This is a genomic window from Arthrobacter sp. KKT183, assembly GCF_055657625.1.
This window is the reverse complement of sequence record NZ_CM145770.1, coordinates 687,431-705,134: the sequence shown is the minus strand read 5'-3', so window position 1 is coordinate 705,134 and position 17,704 is coordinate 687,431. Positions and strand designations below refer to the sequence as shown.

Sequence of the window (17,704 nt, the reverse complement as noted above, 5' to 3'; positions counted from 1 at the left end):
CTCTGCTTTTCGGTATCCAGCGCCGCAGTTCAGGCTTTCGCTAGCGCTATCGGCTGGTAGTACCCGCTCACGTCGGGTATCAGCCATTCGACTGTGGCGAACCCTGCCCCAATCAGAAGGCTTTCGAGCTCCGTACGCCGCAGAGCCCGATAGCGGGTGGTCAGTGAGCGGGCGCGCCACGACCCAACCTCGTCCTCGGTCAAGATGAACAGTTCGATGTCCACGTACGCCGCATCGGGAGACCACCGCCACGCTTGACCTGACCCCTGCCGCGACCCGGCTCCCCCGTGAACGGCGATGGGCACACCGTCGGGCCGGGTTCGTCTCAACGCGTCGTAGTCGCGCAGGGAAACGAGGAACAGCCCGTTCGGTCGCAGGCACGCAAGCACACTCCGCAAAGCAGCTTCAAGATCCACGTCGGTGAGCAGGTGCGGTAGCGCGTTGTCGCAGGAGATGACCGCGTCGAAGCTTCCTTGAACGTGATGCCGGAGCTCGCGGACGTCGCACATCCCGAATTCGACGTCGATTCCCCGCACGGCTGCCTCCGCCCTCGCACGGTCGACTGCCGCTGAGCTCACGTCGGTGGCTGTCATTGTGTATCCATGCAATGCCAACGGCAAGGCTTGGGTGCCGATGCCGCACGTGCAGTCCAACAGGCGCCCCCTGCCGTTCCCCCGCTGCCCGAGAAGGTCAGCTAGAACCCGCCGGTGCTCCAGAGCCGCGGACCACCAATCATCGAAGAGGAGATGATACTCAGCTGCGAGGGCGTCATAGAACTCCTCCGGGGTAGCCATGGTTATGCGGCCTCTATTTCTCAGCTCTCTTTCACGCGCTGCGGGCTTACAAAGCCCATTCCGTGGCGCGTCCCCATGCCACGAAGAGCGCGAGCAGCAAAGCCATGATGTTGATCGTGAACCCCTTTTCACCCCGCGAGATGTGAAATGCAATCGACAGCGCCATGACCAGCGCCAGCCCGATTGCTGCTGCCGGAATCAGGAACGTGGCGATCCGGAAGATTCCGGGGAGGATCAGTCCGAGAGCACCCAAGATTTCAGCCACGCCAGCGGTGCGCGCGTAGCCTGGCTTTTCCCTCGCCCAGGGGAGTCCATGTGCCTCGAGGTTCTCGATCGGCAGGAAGGTCTTCGATATTCCGGCGGCGAGAAAGAAGGCCGCGAGGGCACCGGATACTATCCACAGCGCAATGTTCATGACTTCTCCTCGTGAAGCCCCGACAGGGTAAGCATGCGCCCGTTTGGTCGTTTTGGCTACGAATGTCCGGTGCCCTCGGCGGGCAATCTAGCGGCGGGCGCCGTCGTCGTTTTTCACCCGACGCACAAACAGCGACAGCACCACCGCGACGACGGCCAACACGGAGGACAAATGAACGACGCCGGCGCTCCCTCCTTACATGCTCGACGGGGTCTCGACACCCAGCGTGAAGCCACCGTGCCGCGCTGGAGCTGTTCGAGAAGCAGGGCATCCAGGCGACGACGGTTCAGCATCGCCGACCGTGCCGGTGTCTCGTCGAGGACGTTCTTTCGGTACTTCACCCGGAAAGAGCATGCGGCGTTGCCCGGACAGCATCGGATGTTGGCGGGTGTGCGGGCGTTCGAAACGTCGGCTGCCAACCCTGCGGAGCTGTTGCGGGACATCGAAGCCATGGCCGAGTCGGTGATGGCGCTGGAGACGAGTGGCGATTACGGCGACCATGCGCGCGTCATGCGTCTTCTGGCAAAAGAACCGGAGCTCCTCGCGTTGGCGGCGGCGCAGGACCAGGTGCTGGCCGGCGAGCTGCGTGCGCGGATCACGTCGCAGCTTGGCGGCAGGGCAGGTTCACTGAACCTGCTGCTGACCGAGGTGGCGGTTGCGGTGTGGCGGGCATCGTGGGCGCGGTGGGGTGAACTCGCGGCGGACGGTCGGGGGTATGACCCGGTTGAGGTGTACCGGGAGACCCGGGCGGAGTTGCGCGGGGCAGTCGAGTAGAGGATTGTAAATCCGCTGGGGGAGTCCCGCTATCTCATCGTGGTGGATACCGGCTCGAGAAAGAACAGTTCCTGAACTTCGTTGTAATTCGCGACTCGAGCAACAAAGCGGAAATTGTCCTGTGCGCCGATTCCGTCTGGGATATCTGTACCTTCAAGGTTCAGATCGAAGACGCTCACGTCCTCGAATTTGAAGTTTGGCCCCGTGCCGGAGGTTTCGCTGTAATCGCCCGAACGAATCAACATGTCGTACCGCGTGTCATTACTGCCGTGATTGACCATGTAGGCGATATTTCCGTCGAACTCGATAAGCTTTCCCTCGAACTTGGCTGCGAAGTCCCCAACCGCGGGACCACCCGGTTCGGGCTCAGCCAATAGCGCGGCAAATTCCGGACTAGTTTCCACGGTCAGCACCTTGTCAGTTTCCGGCTCTGCAGATGCAGTCTGAATGAGCTCGCTCTGATCGGCTGCGTCGGTTGCCTCTTCGGATGGCTCTAAGGGCTCTTCACTTGGAGGGGCGGCACTTTCGGTTGGCGTGGACGTTGCTGCCGCTGGCGCCGAGACTTCCTCTGCGGTGTCATCTCCTCCGATAGCAACGGCCACCAAGGCGGCGATGGCTAGGAGCACTGCGCCTGCTGCTCCCAACAAGAACGGGAGCTGCTTCCGCTTCTCACGGCGGAACGTCAACGTCGTTCGCATGAGGGATTCCTGGTCTTGAGAAACGAGTTCCCAGCCCTCATCTTTCCACTTGGCTATGGTCCGGGATTCCATGCCTCGCACTGTGCGTATTGACTTCAACTCGTAACTTGCCTCGTCGCCCGCCATGGCTCTCCCCCCACCCGAAGGTTTCACTCTTGGTAAATGTGTCATGCACCGGCGTCATCCCGAGTGCACCGCGTGTCGACCACGGCTCGTTGAATATATCTGGCTTTCGCCCGGCTGAATTCTTCCGACAAGTTCATTACGCAAGCAGCAGTTGAACTGATCCCCGCTCGCAGGGAAGCCCTCGACGTGCTCCTCGTGATCGAGCGCTTGGACGAACTTTCTAACCCTGCATTAGTTCGTCGATTGGGCTTCCTTCTCCAGCAGGTCCACAAGCGCATCAACACCGCGCGACTCCTTGATGGCGTTGCCAATCCGTCGTGCATGCTGCCGGTAGGACGGGTCGGCGAGGACCTTGCGCACAGCCTTCGCAACGTCGTCGGGCTTGGCACGGTTGGTGCGCAGATTGATCCCGGATCCCGACCACGCAACCCGTGCCGTCACCTCGGCTTTCTCCTCCGACTGGCCGGCGACCACGAGCGGGACCCCGTGACGCAGGGCGAACTGCACGCCTCCGTACCCACCATTCGTGACGATGACGCTGGTCTTGGGTAGGAGCTCGTCGTACGGAAGGTAGGAGGAGACTCTGACGTTGGCGGGCAGCGGTCCGGTGAGTGTGTCCTCCGGCCGACCGCCGGTGCTGACGACGACGAGGACGTCATCGTTCGCGAGTCCGTCGATCGTGGGACGGATGAGGTCGTTGTAATCGCGGTTGGCCACTGTGCCCTGGGTGACGTGAACGACCGGTCGTCCTGAATCGAGGTCGCCCCACCACTCGGGCAGCACCACGTCGGCGGCATCCCTGCCTCCGCCCTGTGAGACGGGGCCGACGAAGTGGACGTGATCGGGAAGGTCGGAGCGTGGGTACTCGAACTCGGGCACGCCGAACTGAACGAGGAAGTCCGCATGCCGCGGCCAGTCCATGAAGAAGCCCGGGAAGGGCCTGCCTGTGACTCCACAGGCGACATCGTTCGCGTACTTCTGCACCGGACCGAAGATCACCTTCTCGGCCACGCCTTTGAGCGCGGCGTTCCGGACGCGGCCGATTGGTCCACGCATCGGAGGTATGCCCAAGCCGAAGGGCGCGGTGTCTCGACTGGCAAGGCTGAGCGGCACGATTCCGCAGTTGATGACCGTCGGACGCTGAGCCCGTGGCGTGTTGAGCAGTAGCGCTGCGCCCATGAAGAGCGCCTCGGAAAGCACCGCGTCGGTGGGCGTCTCGGCAATGGCGGCCTGCACGGCGTCGTACTGGTGTTTACCGGGGCGCATGAAGATCTTGGTGAGGTCGTATCGGATCCCGGCCGGGCCTTTGAGGCCGACCTTACCGGGAAACTCTTCGTCCTGTTTGGTTTCGTCGAAGTCGGCCTCGGGTGGCAGCGGCAGGAAGGTGGCACCGGTGGCGGCAACGCGGTCGGCGAAGCGTTGGCCGGTGAGGAAGCGGACCGAGTGGCCGCGGTTCACGAGGCCGGCGGCAACCGCGAGCATCGGGACAACATGCCCGGTGACGGGGCAGGAACAAACGAGTACCGATGCCATGACGGACTCCTGATCAGCTGAGTGCATGCCTCCCAGTAATCACCCGCCGCCTTGGGAATTTCTGGTTTAGACGGCTCCCCCGAAGTACACCTCCACTCCAGCAGGTCCTCGACTGGCAAACCCACGAACAAGTCGAGAGAACGTGCGCTCAGACCCGGAAGCCCCCGCGCATAGAGAAACGCGAAAGAAGCCCCGCACTCCACCTGCCGGGACAATGGACGGTGCCCCATTGGCTACGAAAGGCAGTTCCACCCGCGCCGGAGGCTCCACGCAATTAGAGGACATGCCGGACTGGGAGTAGAGACGGATCGCCAAGTGATGCGTAATCCAGCCAAAGTTGCCCTCAGTGGCGCGGGTTAGCACGTCCGCAGGACGTTTCGAATGCGCTCACCGAGCTCGAGCTTGAGTTGCTTCAAGCCAATCTCAGTCGTCTCGTATTTCAAGGTCCGAAGATGCTTCAGATCGAACGGAATCTCGTCAGTGGGCTGCGTGAGTGGAATGCACTGCCGACCCAGGGTGTGCGCGATCCCCGTTTCGTAGAACACGTTTGCATTGTGGCTCGTGTAATCGGTGATGACGATTCTGGCGCGCCAAAGCAGTCTCACGATGTCATCCATGATCGAGTCCTCGTCCCAGATGGAATCAGCTCGTTTGCAGTTCAACCCGGCGTCATAGACGGTGCGCTGGATTGTTTCCCAGACCGGTTCGAGATCCGATCGGAATGGCATCATCACGACGACTAGCTTCTCGTCTATTGGACCGCCAGGAAAGCTGAGGTACTTGCGGCTGGGCCGGACCACTTCACTAGACTGGCCGAGTTCGAGCAGAGTGCGGTAGAGGTCAATATCCTTGACTATGAGTCGGGTTCTGTGGAAGCCCCATGGTCCCTCGACGTCGAAAGCATTCCGGTTGGCGAGCAGCTCATCGACGGGGATAGGGTCGATGTTCGAGTTGGGCGTGAACTGCAGCATGTAGTTGGTGCCGCTCGACGTGATGCGGCCCAGTGTTCCCACTCTGGCTACGTCGGATGAGCCCTCTGGCCCCACTTCGGGCATGGCCAGCGTCGGTAGCTTCAGCAACTCGGAGAAGTCGCCGTCAGCCACATTCAGGCGATCTTTGACGTGTGGCACAGTGCCCTCCAGCAGGCGGTCCTTAGAGAGCGCGCCGCCGTCGGGCAGACCGATGAGCAAATTGAACAAAGAGGCACCTTTCTCGCGACCATCTTCGAGTGTGCGAGCCGTCCCGCACCAAAGTCCTTGACGAACTCAGGAACTAAGCTCCTCGAAGAACCAGCTGTTTTGATTCGGGATTATGCTCGCCAGATCTTCGTCCACATCAATCGAGTACTGAGCAGCGAGTAGGCCGAGCTGCTCACCCACGGCTGACCGCAACCAGCCGAGGACTCGCTCAAGTGAGTCGGGATTGACTGCTCCAGGCACATCGAGCCCCGCATCAGTCATGTTTGTCATGAACATGGCAAAGTGACGCCGCAACGTCTTCAGTTCAGCTTTGAGAGGCGGGCTAATGCCAGGCGTCTTCAGTTGAGTACTAATGAGTGTCCGCATGTAGCTCGCAGATGCGGCGCAGTGATCGGCGCGCTCGCGCGGAATAGCTTCCCAAAGCATGCGACGGTCTTCCAGGTCATCGATCACAGCTATGACTATGTCACGGTCGCTGGGTACGATATCCCACTGCACTCCACCGGAGAAGCCGGCTGCCCCGCCGGAAACACCTGTCAACCTGAATCGAGCCATGCTTACACCATAGCCGCATGACTGGTGGGGGCCTCGGTCAGACATGACCGACACCCGGCTTTAGTGTAGTTGCGGCCTCGCGCGCCTTGTCGAGGGATAGAAAGCACAGCCCGGTCGCGTGGGTAGCTCCCAGCTTACGACATACGGCTAAGCCACCCACATTGGCTCGACTTCGGACTTCTGAGCCGCGACTCCTTGACCAGCGAAGAGAAGAGAGGTCCGCAAACAATAGAAGGGGACTGTTGCACGGTCAAGTGGGTATTACCCACCCTTTTTGCAGATCCCTGCTGCGAAATAGCGATGCGGCTACTAGCCGGAAGTCACCAGTAAATCGCCACAACCTCTGCTTCAAGGAAGTTCACAGGCGCGTCCCCTTCGTTAGTCCCCGGCCCCCCGGTGGCAGCCAACTCGTTGAGGAACGTGAGTCGAGCGACCGCGTGGTGCGTCTCACGAAGCGTCCGCACTAGATGCCGGTCAATCCGAGCCGCTTCGGTTGGCACAACCCGAGCCGTCCCGGTCGGCGCGGTTAGCGATGGGGAGGCCTCGACTGCCGAGACTACCTCTTCGAACGCGCTTCGCATGATCCCGACGTCCTGTAGTTCCTCCGGCGTGACTACGGATCGTGCAGCGGTCGTGGCAGCCTCCAACAACAACTCTCCCGAGATGTTCCGGGATGCCAGCTGGGCGAGGTCGCGTCCGAACGGTACAAGCCCCTTGTCACGGAGCACCTCGGAAACCGCCGGGCGTTCAACCGCGCCAGCAACACTTTGGGCGTTCTGGAGCAGGTAGGGGAGCTCGCGGATCTGGTCGCCGACATCAGGGAGGAAGCGGTCAAAGACATCGGCGAGCTTCACCGGTGACCATGATGTCTGGATCGCGGACCTGGAGATCCGGGCATAGACCGAGTAGTGCGAGCCGGCGAAGAGCACCCGGCGGACGTCCTTCCAGTAGAGGGGAAGCTCCGTCACACCCGCGAGGTGCACTTCCCTCGCGTCGTTATCGAGCACGCTACCGCCCATGATCATCGACTCGTCGACAAGCCATGAAACGTCGTCGACCACGACAAGGCGGTGGCTGGTCACTCGGGCTTGGAGGGGCACCAAGTCAACGAGAAGACGAGAGAGCAATTCAAGCACCCCCTGCACCTCTCCCAAGGCACTCTCCTCAATGCCAAACATCTCGGCGCGCCCTTCAACGAGGTCGATCATTGATGACACGGCCGTCGTGAACTGGTAGCTCCACTCCGGGTTTAGCTCAACCTGGACCTCGACGACATCCCCCCGGAGGAGGTCTTGTGCGCGCACTGCGCGGTGTTGCTTCTCGAGCTTAGGGAGGTGGTGTGCCAATGCCTCTGCGGTGGAAACTGCCGCCGGCTTTGGACGGTCTGGCTGGTCTTCAACCGAGACCCGCAGGTCCGTGTCGCCGATCCGTAGGCTGCGAAAGGTGCCTTGGGCCACGGCACGGCGCACCACCTCATGTGAAGTCGTTCGAGAGAACGTTGATCGCGTTGACATGCCTACCCCGGGTGCTGCGGGCGTAGACGGGAGCGTGAGCGAGGTGCCTGCGTCGGACGAGTTGGTGGTGCTGAGGGTTTCCTTGAACGACTCGGGAATCGAGCCGTGCCGAGCGGCCATCAGGCTGGTGACGCTGGTCTCGTCGAGGTAGACGAACTCGCGCCGCTTATGCTTCCACTCGTGGGCCTGCCGTCGTCGTCGCCATGTGCGCCCAACTGCGATGAAGGGCGCTCTAACGATGGCGGAAACGCTCATTTGCGTCCCTCCTGGCGTCGGGACACACCGCGGTTGCGAGCGGCCCGGACTAGCCCGGCAGCAACGTCTTCCGCGCAGAGCTCATCTCGTTCGTCAACTACCGCCAAGACACCGGCCTCGGTCCAGATCATTGCCAGCTCTGCCGCGCTCCAACCGTCGGTAGTTTCGACCAAGAGTTGCCAGTCGGCATACTCGGCACCGTGCACCCCGCGAGCAGATGCCTCCAGGATCTTCAGCCGATCTTCGGGGCTCGGGCTACCATCGAATTCGAGTTTGAATGTGAGCCGCCCGGGTCGGAGTAATGCGGTGTCGAGCGCGCCGGGGAGGTTGGTTGAGGCAATCACCAGCACGCCCTGACTGGCCTCGAACCCGTCAAGGGCGGTCAGGAACTGCCCGACGAAGCGGCTCGCATACTCCGGGACATCGTCTCCCCGACTAGCCACGATGCTGTCAAGTTCGTCAAAGAAGATGATGGCCGGCGCGTGCTCCTCGGCGTGCCGGAACAACGAACGCAACCGCTGCTCGCTCTCACCCACCCACTTGTTGATGATTTCTGGCCCATCGACCAAGTAGAAGCGCGTGCCAATTTCTTTGCTCAGGGCGCGGGCGAGGTGCGTCTTGCCGGTGCCAGACGGGCCGCTGAAGAGTATGCCTTTGACGGGGTTGACGCCGATCCGCTGAAGCCGCTGCGCAGGGTCGAGGGCGACGTGCGCCAGCTCAAGCGCTCGCTTAACCAGCGCGCGCGAGCCACCGAAGTCGGCTAACGAGACATCACCCGGGTCAATGACAAAGCTCGCGGGATCGAGATCGTCCTCCCCGCGACCGAACCGGTCGATGGGCTTGCTGCTCAGCACGGGTCCCGGGCGTCCGCCCGCATCGACGGCAATCGTCTGACCCTTGACGAATGGCTTCGTCTCCCGCTGTGCGAACGTCTGGTGCCTGCCGTTGAGTTCAAGAACAGCCGTCGATCCGTCTTCACTGATCAAGCTCACGATTGCAACGTCTCCGCCACGAATCAGCCAGTCTTCTTCGGACAGCAGTTTGACCGGATCGTCATCGTCGACCTCGTCTGGCACGTAGAGAATCTGGCCTGCCTCCACGTTGTCAACCAGAGAGCGGCGGAACCAGCCCGATGCGCCATCGCGGCGGTCGAACCAGACCTGGCCTGCCTCCTCATCAACCCGCCGCACTCGCAGAATCGAGCCATAGCTGAGGTCTCCCCCGTTACCCGTGATGCTCACACCCTGAAGTCTATCTGCGGGCTTCGACAACTCCGCCAGCCTCCCTGTCTCCCTATCGGCCGCTGCCTCGGTCACTGGCATTTCTGAACGCCTCGCGGTACACCGGCCAGCCTTCGCAATGTGCCTGTCAGATCTCCGAGCGGGTGCGTGGGCCGTGGCGATGGAGTAACGCGAATTGGCCGTCCGAGCCGCGAGTCGCGACGCTGGGGTGGTCAACGACATTGCCGGTTGGGATCCGTGAGCCAAGTCAGGACGGGCATTCCACCCAGACTTCCCGTCAACTCGCCGGCTCGGTCCGTCTTCTCAAACTGGCGCTATCTTCGGGCCGGCCGGTCCTGACCGAGTCCTCTGCGACGCAACAATCCGCTACCGCGCAACGGCCGATGCCGTTGCAAACACGTCCGCCGGCATGGCGCGATGCAACTTCCAGGTTATGGCGATGGGCTTCTCACCCGAGTGCTGGACGTAATCGACCTGCCCGAGGCACGTGTAGGGCACCGTCAGTCCGCTCTCGTCTTCCGCAGTATCGCGGGTGAAGAGTAACACCCGAGACCCTCGTGATGTGTGGTCTAGATACCGCTTCCCCGTGGGACTGGTCGTCGTGGTCGAGTTCTGCGACTCCCAATGGAAGAGGTCCGGCCCGATCGCATAGTCCTTGTACGAGGTCGTCGCCGAATGGTTTTGCTTGTCCTTACTGAGGGTTACGAAGAAGGCATCGGTCGACGTCGCTGGACACCAGGCAACGCCTTCGCGGTGCTGCACGTTCTTGCCGAGCTCAAGGGAGCCGTATTCCAGTGCTGCTAGAACTTCCTCGCGCCGGTACGTTGCGTGGGATAGGAGAGGAACATGTTGCAGCCCGGCGCCGAGGCTTCTTGCGGCGTGTTTTGAATCAGCGACACCCAGCGCCACGAGTTGCTTGATTTCGTCGCATACGAAGGGGAACCGACGCAGGTGGTCCAGGCCGCCGTCGTACGTTCGGAAACCGCCACCGTCGCTCCATACGGTGTAAAACAGCATTCGAGCGAACGTCTGCTCCCTTGGTCCCAGATTTTCATAACGCGGAGCGCTCTCGCTGACGAGCATCCCGTACGCGTCGGCACGTTCGGGGTCGTCCACATGAAGCAGCCGTACCATGCGCAGCAGGAGTTGTTTCTCCTGTTCAAGCTCTGCCAGCCCACCCGTTACGGCGGCCTCTCCTGGAGAAAGCCCCTCGATCAGACTGGCCTGCCGCAGGTACCCGGTCCAAGAGTCCTTCGTCGTGCGGTAGATAACCTTCAGGTCATTGCCGGATCGCTCCAGGTACTCGGCTAGAACCGTTTCGCCGTAGGAGGCAATGTCACGCACAAGTTGCGCACGGTTGAACCGCAACTGAGCCCGGATGTTCTCCAGCACGACTCGCTGCGCCACACGGTCGAGAACGATCTGGGAACCAGACGGCAGGAACGGGAACTCGTCGTCGACCGCTTTCTCCAGCTGCTTTCGACCGAATCCCGTGAGCGCTCGATACCGCAGGTCGAAGCGGAACTCGCGGCGCTGCTGCCCGATGAAGTCCAGCACGGTCAGGACCGATTTCTCCTCAGCGCGCCGCAGCCCGCGGCCAAGCTGCTGAAGAAAAATTGTTGCACTCTGGGTCGGGCGAAGCATGAGAATCGTATCTACTTCGGGAAGGTCGAGACCTTCGTTGAAGAGGTCAACGGTGAAGATGCAGTTGATTTGGCGGTCGCGTAGCTGTGTGAGCGCAAGCGCGCGTTCGTCGTCGTCCGTTCCACCATGCAGGGCTCTCGACGCGATGCCGGCGCGGTTGAAAACCTCGGCCATGTAGTGGGCGTGCTGAACGGAGACACAGAAGCCGAGGGCACGCATCTGGTTGGTTCCGGTGATTTTGTCCCGGAGTTCGCGAATGACTTTGGCTGCGCGGGCGTCGTTACCTGTGTAGAGGCGGTCGAGCTGGGCGAGATCGTAGTTTCCTCGCTTCCACTCCACCTGGCTGAGGTCGACGTCGTCGGACACGCCGAAGTAGTGGAAGGGCACAAGGAGGTCGGCGTCGAGGGCATCCCAGAGTCGAAGTTCACTCGCCGTACGACCGTCGAAGAACTGGTTGGCGACGTTGACGCCGTCGCTTCGCTCAGGTGTCGCCGTGAGACCGAGTAGCTGCTGCGGTGTGAGGTGGTCGATCAGACTTCGATAGGTAGGCGCCATGGCGTGGTGGAACTCGTCGATGACGACGATGTCGAACATGTTGGGTTCGAGCTGCTGGATGCCTCTGGCATTGAGTGACTGGACCGATGCGAAGACCTGCTTCCACTGTGTCGGCTTGTTGTCGCCGACGTAGAGCTCGCCGAAAGCGCCGTCTTGCATGACGTTGCGGTAGGTGCGCATGGATTGGCGCAGGATTTCCTGGCGGTGCGCGACGAAGAGGAGCGTAAGGTTTCGGCCTGCGGCTTCTCTGAGGCGTTTATAGTCGAGGGCGGCGATGACGGTCTTGCCAGTTCCTGTGGCCGCGACGAGGAGGTTACGGGTGTGGCCCTTTAGCCGCTCCGCCTCGAGCGCTTCGAGCATCTCCTCCTGATGTAGGTAGGGCTGGACCTCCAGTCCAGTGACGCCGTCGGGAGCTATGATGCTTTTGCCACCGTTACGCTCGAGTGCTGCGTCGAGTTTGTCGCCATCTCGCTCGGGATCATAGCTTTGAAAGGCTCGCTGCTCCCAGTAACTGTCGAAGGTGACCTCGAACTTCTTCAGCAGTGTGGGCGTGGCGATATTGGAGAGCCTGACGTTCCACTCGAGCCCGTCAAGGAGGGCAGCTTTGCTGAGGTTGGAGCTTCCGACGTAGGCGGTGTCGAAGCCCGTGTCCCTTCTGAATAGCCACGCTTTGGCGTGAAGGCGGGTGGCCTGGGTTTCATAGCTGATCTTGACCTCGGCGCCGTAGCGGGTAACGAGTTCGTCGATGGCACGGCGCTCAGTTGCGCCCATGTAGGTGGTGGTGATGACTCGGAGCCTTACCCCGCGTTCGTGAAGCCTTTCAAGGGCGGGGTGCAACAGGCGGAGTCCGGTCCAACGGACGAAGGCGCAGAGGAGATCGACTGTGTTGGCCGAGTCCATCTCCGTTCTGATTTCTGCTGCAAGGTTGGGTCCATCCTTGCTGTTGGTAAGGAGTGCCGACTCGCTGAGGCGTGTGGTGGGTCGTTTGACGCTACGGCGTCGTAGGTTTTCAGGCCGGTGAAGTCCGTGTAGTTCCTGGGGGCCGGGTGCGATGGTGGACGCATGACCGAGATGTCCCAGAATTCTGTTGGCGATGTGGACGCGCGCCTCAGGGGCAGCCTCCGCCAAGGCATGTCGCACGGCGTTGGCTACGTGACGCGAGAGGATGTCAGGGGAGTTGCTCTCATCGACCTGCTCGAACGAAGCGTTCAGTTCCGGTGTTGCCGCCAATCGTGCGGCGATCACGTCAGTTTTCAGGAGCTCATACAGCCCCTCGGGCAGCTGCGGCGCTGCCCCTCCCCCATCGGTTTGGCTCACCTGACCAGGGTAGAGCCTGGTTATCGATATTCCACACCATTGATGGTGTAGACAGAAATGTCAGATGTGTGCACTATCCTGATGCAAAATCTGGAGACAGGGGGCAGATGCCACATCTAGGCATAAGCAAGGGTTCAAAGCAAGACGCGGTTCTCTGGGAGGAACCAAACGGACCGCTGCTGAACGTGCACCGAGAAGCCGACTGGCAAATGATTCGAGCGACTAAACCCGCGTTGAAATGCCCCACTCGTGGATGCTCTATCGTCCTCGTATCCGTTGATCGGAGAGGTCTTAGACATTTTCGGAACGCCCCTGGTTCTGTGGATTGCGAGCACTACACGGCCCGTAAACATGACCATACGACGAGGGGTGGTGGCCCGATGAGCGATGAACACCGCTGGTACCAACATCAGATCGTTAGAGAGATAGAGAAATTTGGGCACCTTCGCGCGACAATTGAGGACTATCGCTCGAACGCAGATGTCCTAATCCGCAACCTAATGACCAACAGGTCACTGGTTCTTGAAATACAGCGTTGGGACACCGACATCGTGAAAAGGACGGAGTTTCGTAAATCCTTAGGACACGAGGTTATGTGGCTCATCACAGACTCTGCAAAATTGTCATCTGACGTTCAGCGACAGGTATTCACAACGCGTGGCGCATTCGTCCACGTACGTTCGTCGTATCCCCCATTCGGAATCCTCTCGCCATGGGAAGAGGGGCATCCTTCCGTCCCCTACAGGATCGAAGTCAATGGCACAACTGCTGAGCTTGACTCACGAACCGGTTTCCTTCGGGCTAAGGCAACGCCTTTGATCAAGGTCATTATGGAGATAGTCGACGGCAAACGGGAGTGGGCTTTCCCTGGCGAAGACATCTACAAGAACGCAAAAGGTGCTGGGCGTAAAAGTGGAGCATGGGTGCGCCGTATAGATTTGGTCAATGCTGAAATACTCAAATCCGGATTGAACATCCCGCTCCTGAACGAGAATAGCCGCCTGGGTAAGTTCGCTCCCCCGATCGAAGGGCCACAGCCTATCGATTGATTCTGGCAGCGAAAGTCTCGAAGTCTTACGAGCCTCGAGGGGGCTGATCCTAGTAGCAGGCTCTCGATGTTGCCTGACGCTGTACTCGCGAAACGCGCCATACTTGGAATAAGCGGATTGCGGGAATTTTCTGCCGCAATCCGGTCATTGCGTGCAGCGGTCGATAGAGAGGACGGGTCAGCGTGGACACCAACGTGAAAAACCTCCAAGAGGTATTTCAAACCGGCCAACGACTTCTAGTGCCGCTCTTTCAGAGGCCCTACGTTTGGAACGAGGAAAGGCAGTGGGCACCACTATGGGAAGACGTACAGCGTCTCGCCGATTCGATAGCGGCGGGTGAGGATCATGAGCCCCACTTCCTTGGCGCTATCGTTCTCCAGAAAGTAGCAGGCGCGACGGCGGTGCAGAGTCGCACGGTGATCGACGGCCAGCAACGGCTGACCACACTTCAGTTACTGTTTCACGCGGCTTTCCTGGAGCTCAAGGCACAAGACGTGCCGGAAGCGGAGTACCTTCGCGCACACTTCCGGAACAGTGAGTCGTTTCTACCACCTTCTGACCGATTCAAGCTCACCCCAACGACTCGGAACCAGGCGGAGTACGACTATGTAATCAGGCAAGGTGACGATTCTCCGCAGTACGAATCTGGGGCGAATGTACGCGGTTCTTTGGTCGAAGCGCACACGTACTTCAGGACGAAGATCGAGTCTTGGTTGGCAGGAGGCGACATGGCTGAAAAGTCTCAGCAGCTAACTCGTGCGTTGATGCACAAGCTAAATCTGGTCTCGATCGAGCTAGAGCATAATGAGGACTCACAACAGATTTTCGAGACTCTCAACGCCCGAGGAACTCCGCTCTCTGGAGCAGACCTGGTCAAGAACTTCGTGTTCCAGAGGCTCGCCGCTGACGGCGCAGACACAGACGAGATGTACAAAAAGTTCTGGTCCCAGTTCGAGACTGAGTTCTGGGAGAAATCTGTGAGCGTTGGTCGGGTTCCGGCACCGAGGATCTCTTTGTTTCTCAGTCATTGGCTTATTGCACGTACAGGGAAAGAGGTTCCGGTTCAAGAGGTATTTCGGAAATTCAAGCTTTTCACCGACGGACAATCAACCCAAACCAAAATGACTCAGATGCTGAGTGAGATTGACGCTTCCGCCCTCCGATATCGCTCCTGGAACGAAGCCTCGTGGGTTAAGGCCGGAGACCTAAGCAGGCTTGAGCTGCTTGTCTACAGAACTTCAGTGCTTGGGACTCAGAGTGCCGGACCACTCCTCGTCTGGGCAACCGATCCCGCGAAGTCGTCCGTACCTTCAGCGCAACTTGAGAAATTTTGTCGGTCCCTAGAGAGCTGGCTTATTAGACGGGCACTCATGCGATCGGGCAACGCAGGGATTGGACAGTTCATCGCGGATTTGATTGCACAGCTCGATCAGTCTTCAAGGGAGGTTGCAGGAGACCGACTATCGCAACTCCTTGTCGAAGCAAGTTCACCGAATCTAGCCTGGCCATCCAACGACGACATCATTGCTGAGCTAAGCCAGGCATCGGTGTACACCAGATTCCGTCGGTCTTTCACACGGATGATCTTGGAAGCGCTCGAGGATTTTCACCGAGGCTACGGCACTAACAAGGCCTCATTCGCCGAAGGGCGAGTGCAGAGGGATACTCACTCAATAGAACACCTCTTACCGCAAGGTTGGCGCGCGAAATGGCCAGTTGGCCGGGACCTCGGCGCGCAGATCGAGCGTGACAAGCATGTGCACAGGCTTGGGAATCTGACGCTGGTCGCGGGAGGACTCAACAGTAAGATATCGAACGGCCCGTGGCTGGGAACCAAAGGAAAACTGTCCGCGCTAAATCAGCACAGCGTTCTACTCCTCAACCAAGGGATTATTGAGCTCGGTTCTCATGGGTGGAACGAAGATCTAATAAACCAACGCACGCAGATGTTGTTGCAGGCTCTGCTCGAAGTTTGGCCGGTTCCCCCTGAAGCTCTGGGGGTTACGCAGGCAGAAGTTCGGGAAGGTAGCAATCATGACGTTTCTGTGAAAGACCTCCTCCGCGCTGGCCTTCTGCAGATCGACCAGGATCTCTATCCTCGAAGCGCCGAGCAAGAAGTACGAGCAAGAGTGTTGAGTAACGGGTTCATTGCCGTATTCGATGAACCATTTGATACACCATCGGGAGCGGGCAGGCGAGTGACTAAACGAAGCACGAACGGCTGGACCTTCTGGGTAGTTGACCAAGAGCAAGGAGTGGACCTCTCGACTCTGAGAAGTCAATTGGTACGGTCTCGACTTTCGTCTCCCAACGACCAGCCATGAGACCTTCGCGGAAGTCAGGCGATCCTGCCCGCTTTCGGTGTCACTCCATCTGAGGCGTTGCTGTGGTGGCGAGCTACCGCGCCGGCGCGGTAGCCTCGAACCCCCGCGCCCCGCACGGCCCCTCGCCGAGCCCCACGACTCCAACGCCGTCCGCAAATCCGCACGCCGCTCCTCTGCGACGGCAACCCGGTACGCTTCCTCGACAACGTCGTCGATAAGCACCCGCTGCCCCGTTGACGCTGACTGCACCGCCGCCTCAACCATGGCCAGGCTCAAGACGTTCGAGTGCACCTCCCCCGACGGCACTGGTTGGGTCCCTGGGTAGGAGTCCGGTGACTGTGTGAGTTTCGCATCCGATAATGGGTGCAGGAGGAAATTCACAGATTATGGCACGTAGGCATACCCCTGATCAGGTCGTCGCGAAGGTCCGGCAGGGGCAGAAAATGCTCAATGACGGCAAGCCGATGATCGAGGTCATCAAGGAGCTGCAGGTCACCGAGGCAACCTGGTACCGGTGGCTGCAGCAGTACGGCTCCGAGCAGAACGCAGCCCAAACCAAAGCGGTCAAGGACTTGGAGAAGGAAAACGCCCGGCTGAAGCGGTTGCTGGCGGAGAAAGAACTGGCCATCGACATACTGAATGAGGTGGCTAAGGGAAAATTCTGAGCCCCGAACCTCGCCGGCGTGCAGTGCGCATGGCGGTGGAGAAATTCGGGGCGTCCGAGAGATTCGCGTGCAAGGTGCTGGGGCAGAATCGTTCCGCTTTGCGTAAGGCACGGCCAGCGGTCAGCTTCGAGGAAGCCCGGCTACGCGCGGCGTTGCGGGCCATCGCCGGGAAGCATCCGGCGTGGGGGTGGCGGAAGGCCCGCTGGCATCTGCTCGCCCAGCCGGAGTGGGCTGGCGTGGCGCTCAACGCTAAGCGGGTGCGCCGGCTCTGGCGGGCCGAAGGACTGACGTGCAAGCCGAAGGCGCGTAAGCGTCGCCGCACCGGGCCCGGCGCCGGGGAGCAGAAGCGGCTGAAGGCCGAGTACCCGATGCATGTGATCAGCTTCGACTTCCAGTCCGATGTGACCTCCTGTGGGCGGCATGTCCGGTTCTTCAACGTCATTGACGAGTACACCCGCACCGCCCTGGCGATCGTTCCGCGCCGGTCCTTCACCGCCACCGATGTAGTCGCGGTGCTGGAGGACATCATCGCCGAAACCGGCGTCACCCCAACCTATGTGCGCTCCGACAACGGACCGGAATTCACCGCCGCAGCCCTAGTCAACTGGTGCGCCACCGCCGGGGTAGATACTGCGTTCATCGACCCGGGATCCCCGTGGCAGAACGGGTTCGCCGAGTCATTCAACGCCCAATTCAGAAGGGAACAACTCACTGGGGAAATCATCGACACCATGGCCGAAGCGAAGTACTTGGCCGAGGAATGGAAGAACATCTACAATCATGAACGGCCCCACGGATCCCTCGACGGCATGACGCCGAAACAGTACTGGGACACCTGGACGCAGAAAAATCAACTAGCTATCGCATAGCCACTGGACTGCTAACCGGGACCCAATCAATGTCGACGTCGCACTCTACTGGCTTGGTGGTTCTACGCCCAAAATCTCGATCGACGCCGAGGGCGGCACGTCTACGCACTAGCCCGCTATCACCGCCCCTTCACGCCTGCGGCTAACATCCCGTACAAGAGGTGCCGGGCAACCCCC

The 17,704-nt window shown here is 60.2% G+C and carries 13 protein-coding genes; 4 read left to right on the top strand and 9 right to left on the bottom strand.

Going from position 1 to position 17,704, the window contains the following annotated elements; genetic code table 11:
- Window positions 1–29: 29 nt before the first annotated feature.
- Together ACZ2GY_RS03475 and ACZ2GY_RS03470 are read right to left on the bottom strand one after the other, a co-directional pair.
- Window positions 30–794, bottom strand: a complete 765-nt coding sequence (locus tag ACZ2GY_RS03475) for a class I SAM-dependent methyltransferase (protein ID WP_471673007.1) — start codon at window positions 792–794, stop codon at window positions 30–32.
- 46 nt (window positions 795–840) lie between these two features.
- Window positions 841–1,209, bottom strand: coding sequence for a DoxX family protein (locus tag ACZ2GY_RS03470; RefSeq protein WP_471673006.1), 369 nt, complete (start codon window positions 1,207–1,209; stop codon window positions 841–843).
- Between the two features lie 171 nt (window positions 1,210–1,380).
- Here ACZ2GY_RS03470 and ACZ2GY_RS03465 point away from each other — a divergent pair, with 171 nt between their 5' ends.
- A complete protein-coding gene (locus ACZ2GY_RS03465) occupies window positions 1,381–1,983 on the top strand; it encodes a hypothetical protein (protein ID WP_471673005.1) in 603 nt (200 codons plus the stop codon).
- Window positions 1,984–2,012: 29 nt separating this feature from the next.
- On the opposite strand, the gene ACZ2GY_RS03460 is transcribed toward ACZ2GY_RS03465, so the two are convergent.
- From ACZ2GY_RS03460 to ACZ2GY_RS03430, 7 genes are all read right to left on the bottom strand, one after another.
- Window positions 2,013–2,807: a DUF4839 domain-containing protein gene (locus ACZ2GY_RS03460; protein WP_471673004.1), complete on the bottom strand. Its 795-nt coding sequence runs from the start codon at window positions 2,805–2,807 to the stop codon at window positions 2,013–2,015.
- Between the two features lie 231 nt (window positions 2,808–3,038).
- Window positions 3,039–4,340 (bottom strand): glycosyltransferase, encoded by a 1,302-nt coding sequence (locus tag ACZ2GY_RS03455; RefSeq protein WP_471673003.1) that lies wholly within the window; start codon window positions 4,338–4,340, stop codon window positions 3,039–3,041.
- A gap of 356 nt (window positions 4,341–4,696) precedes the next feature.
- Window positions 4,697–5,539 (bottom strand): hypothetical protein, encoded by an 843-nt coding sequence (locus ACZ2GY_RS03450; protein WP_471673002.1) that lies wholly within the window; start codon window positions 5,537–5,539, stop codon window positions 4,697–4,699.
- A gap of 66 nt (window positions 5,540–5,605) precedes the next feature.
- Window positions 5,606–6,094, bottom strand: coding sequence for a hypothetical protein (locus ACZ2GY_RS03445; protein WP_471673001.1), 489 nt, complete (start codon window positions 6,092–6,094; stop codon window positions 5,606–5,608).
- Window positions 6,095–6,414: 320 nt separating this feature from the next.
- A complete protein-coding gene (locus ACZ2GY_RS03440; protein ID WP_471673000.1) occupies window positions 6,415–7,863 on the bottom strand; it encodes a DUF6414 family protein in 1,449 nt (482 codons plus the stop codon).
- On the bottom strand, window positions 7,860–9,104 hold the full coding sequence (locus ACZ2GY_RS03435; RefSeq protein WP_471672999.1) for an ATP-binding protein: 1,245 nt from the start codon (window positions 9,102–9,104) through the stop codon (window positions 7,860–7,862). Before ACZ2GY_RS03435 ends, ACZ2GY_RS03440 begins: the two co-directional genes overlap by 4 nt.
- Before the next feature lie 366 nt (window positions 9,105–9,470).
- Window positions 9,471–12,584, bottom strand: coding sequence for a DEAD/DEAH box helicase (locus ACZ2GY_RS03430; protein ID WP_471673534.1), 3,114 nt, complete (start codon window positions 12,582–12,584; stop codon window positions 9,471–9,473).
- Window positions 12,585–13,000: 416 nt separating this feature from the next.
- On the opposite strand from ACZ2GY_RS03430, the gene ACZ2GY_RS03425 reads away from it, so the two are divergent.
- The 3 genes from ACZ2GY_RS03425 (at window position 13,001) to ACZ2GY_RS03415 (ending at window position 17,527) form a co-directional block, all read left to right on the top strand.
- On the top strand, window positions 13,001–13,669 hold the full coding sequence (locus tag ACZ2GY_RS03425) for a competence protein CoiA family protein (RefSeq protein ID WP_471672998.1): 669 nt from the start codon (window positions 13,001–13,003) through the stop codon (window positions 13,667–13,669).
- A 182-nt stretch (window positions 13,670–13,851) separates the two neighbouring features.
- Window positions 13,852–15,993 (top strand): GmrSD restriction endonuclease domain-containing protein, encoded by a 2,142-nt coding sequence (locus ACZ2GY_RS03420; RefSeq protein WP_471672997.1) that lies wholly within the window; start codon window positions 13,852–13,854, stop codon window positions 15,991–15,993.
- 386 nt (window positions 15,994–16,379) lie between these two features.
- Window positions 16,380–17,527, top strand: a protein-coding gene (locus ACZ2GY_RS03415) for an IS3 family transposase (protein WP_471672996.1) whose coding sequence is annotated in 2 segments (ribosomal slippage) — window positions 16,380–16,653 and window positions 16,653–17,527 — 1,149 coding nt in all. Because the reading frame shifts where the segments join, the coding sequence is not laid out codon by codon here.
- Window positions 17,528–17,704: the final 177 nt, after the last annotated feature.

Excerpts from the sequence above, each read along its gene's own strand:
- ACZ2GY_RS03460 (WP_471673004.1), bottom strand. The coding sequence starts at position 2,807 with ATGGCGGGCGACGAGGCAAGTTACGAGTTGAAGTCAATACGCACAGTG.
- ACZ2GY_RS03475 (WP_471673007.1), bottom strand. The coding sequence starts at position 794 with ATGGCTACCCCGGAGGAGTTCTATGACGCCCTCGCAGCTGAGTATCAT.
- ACZ2GY_RS03470 (WP_471673006.1), bottom strand. The coding sequence starts at position 1,209 with ATGAACATTGCGCTGTGGATAGTATCCGGTGCCCTCGCGGCCTTCTTT.
- ACZ2GY_RS03425 (WP_471672998.1), top strand. The coding sequence starts at position 13,001 with ATGAGCGATGAACACCGCTGGTACCAACATCAGATCGTTAGAGAGATA.
- ACZ2GY_RS03465 (WP_471673005.1), top strand. The coding sequence starts at position 1,381 with ATGAACGACGCCGGCGCTCCCTCCTTACATGCTCGACGGGGTCTCGAC.
- ACZ2GY_RS03445 (WP_471673001.1), bottom strand. The coding sequence starts at position 6,094 with ATGGCTCGATTCAGGTTGACAGGTGTTTCCGGCGGGGCAGCCGGCTTC.
- ACZ2GY_RS03440 (WP_471673000.1), bottom strand. The coding sequence starts at position 7,863 with ATGAGCGTTTCCGCCATCGTTAGAGCGCCCTTCATCGCAGTTGGGCGC.
- ACZ2GY_RS03455 (WP_471673003.1), bottom strand. The coding sequence starts at position 4,340 with ATGGCATCGGTACTCGTTTGTTCCTGCCCCGTCACCGGGCATGTTGTC.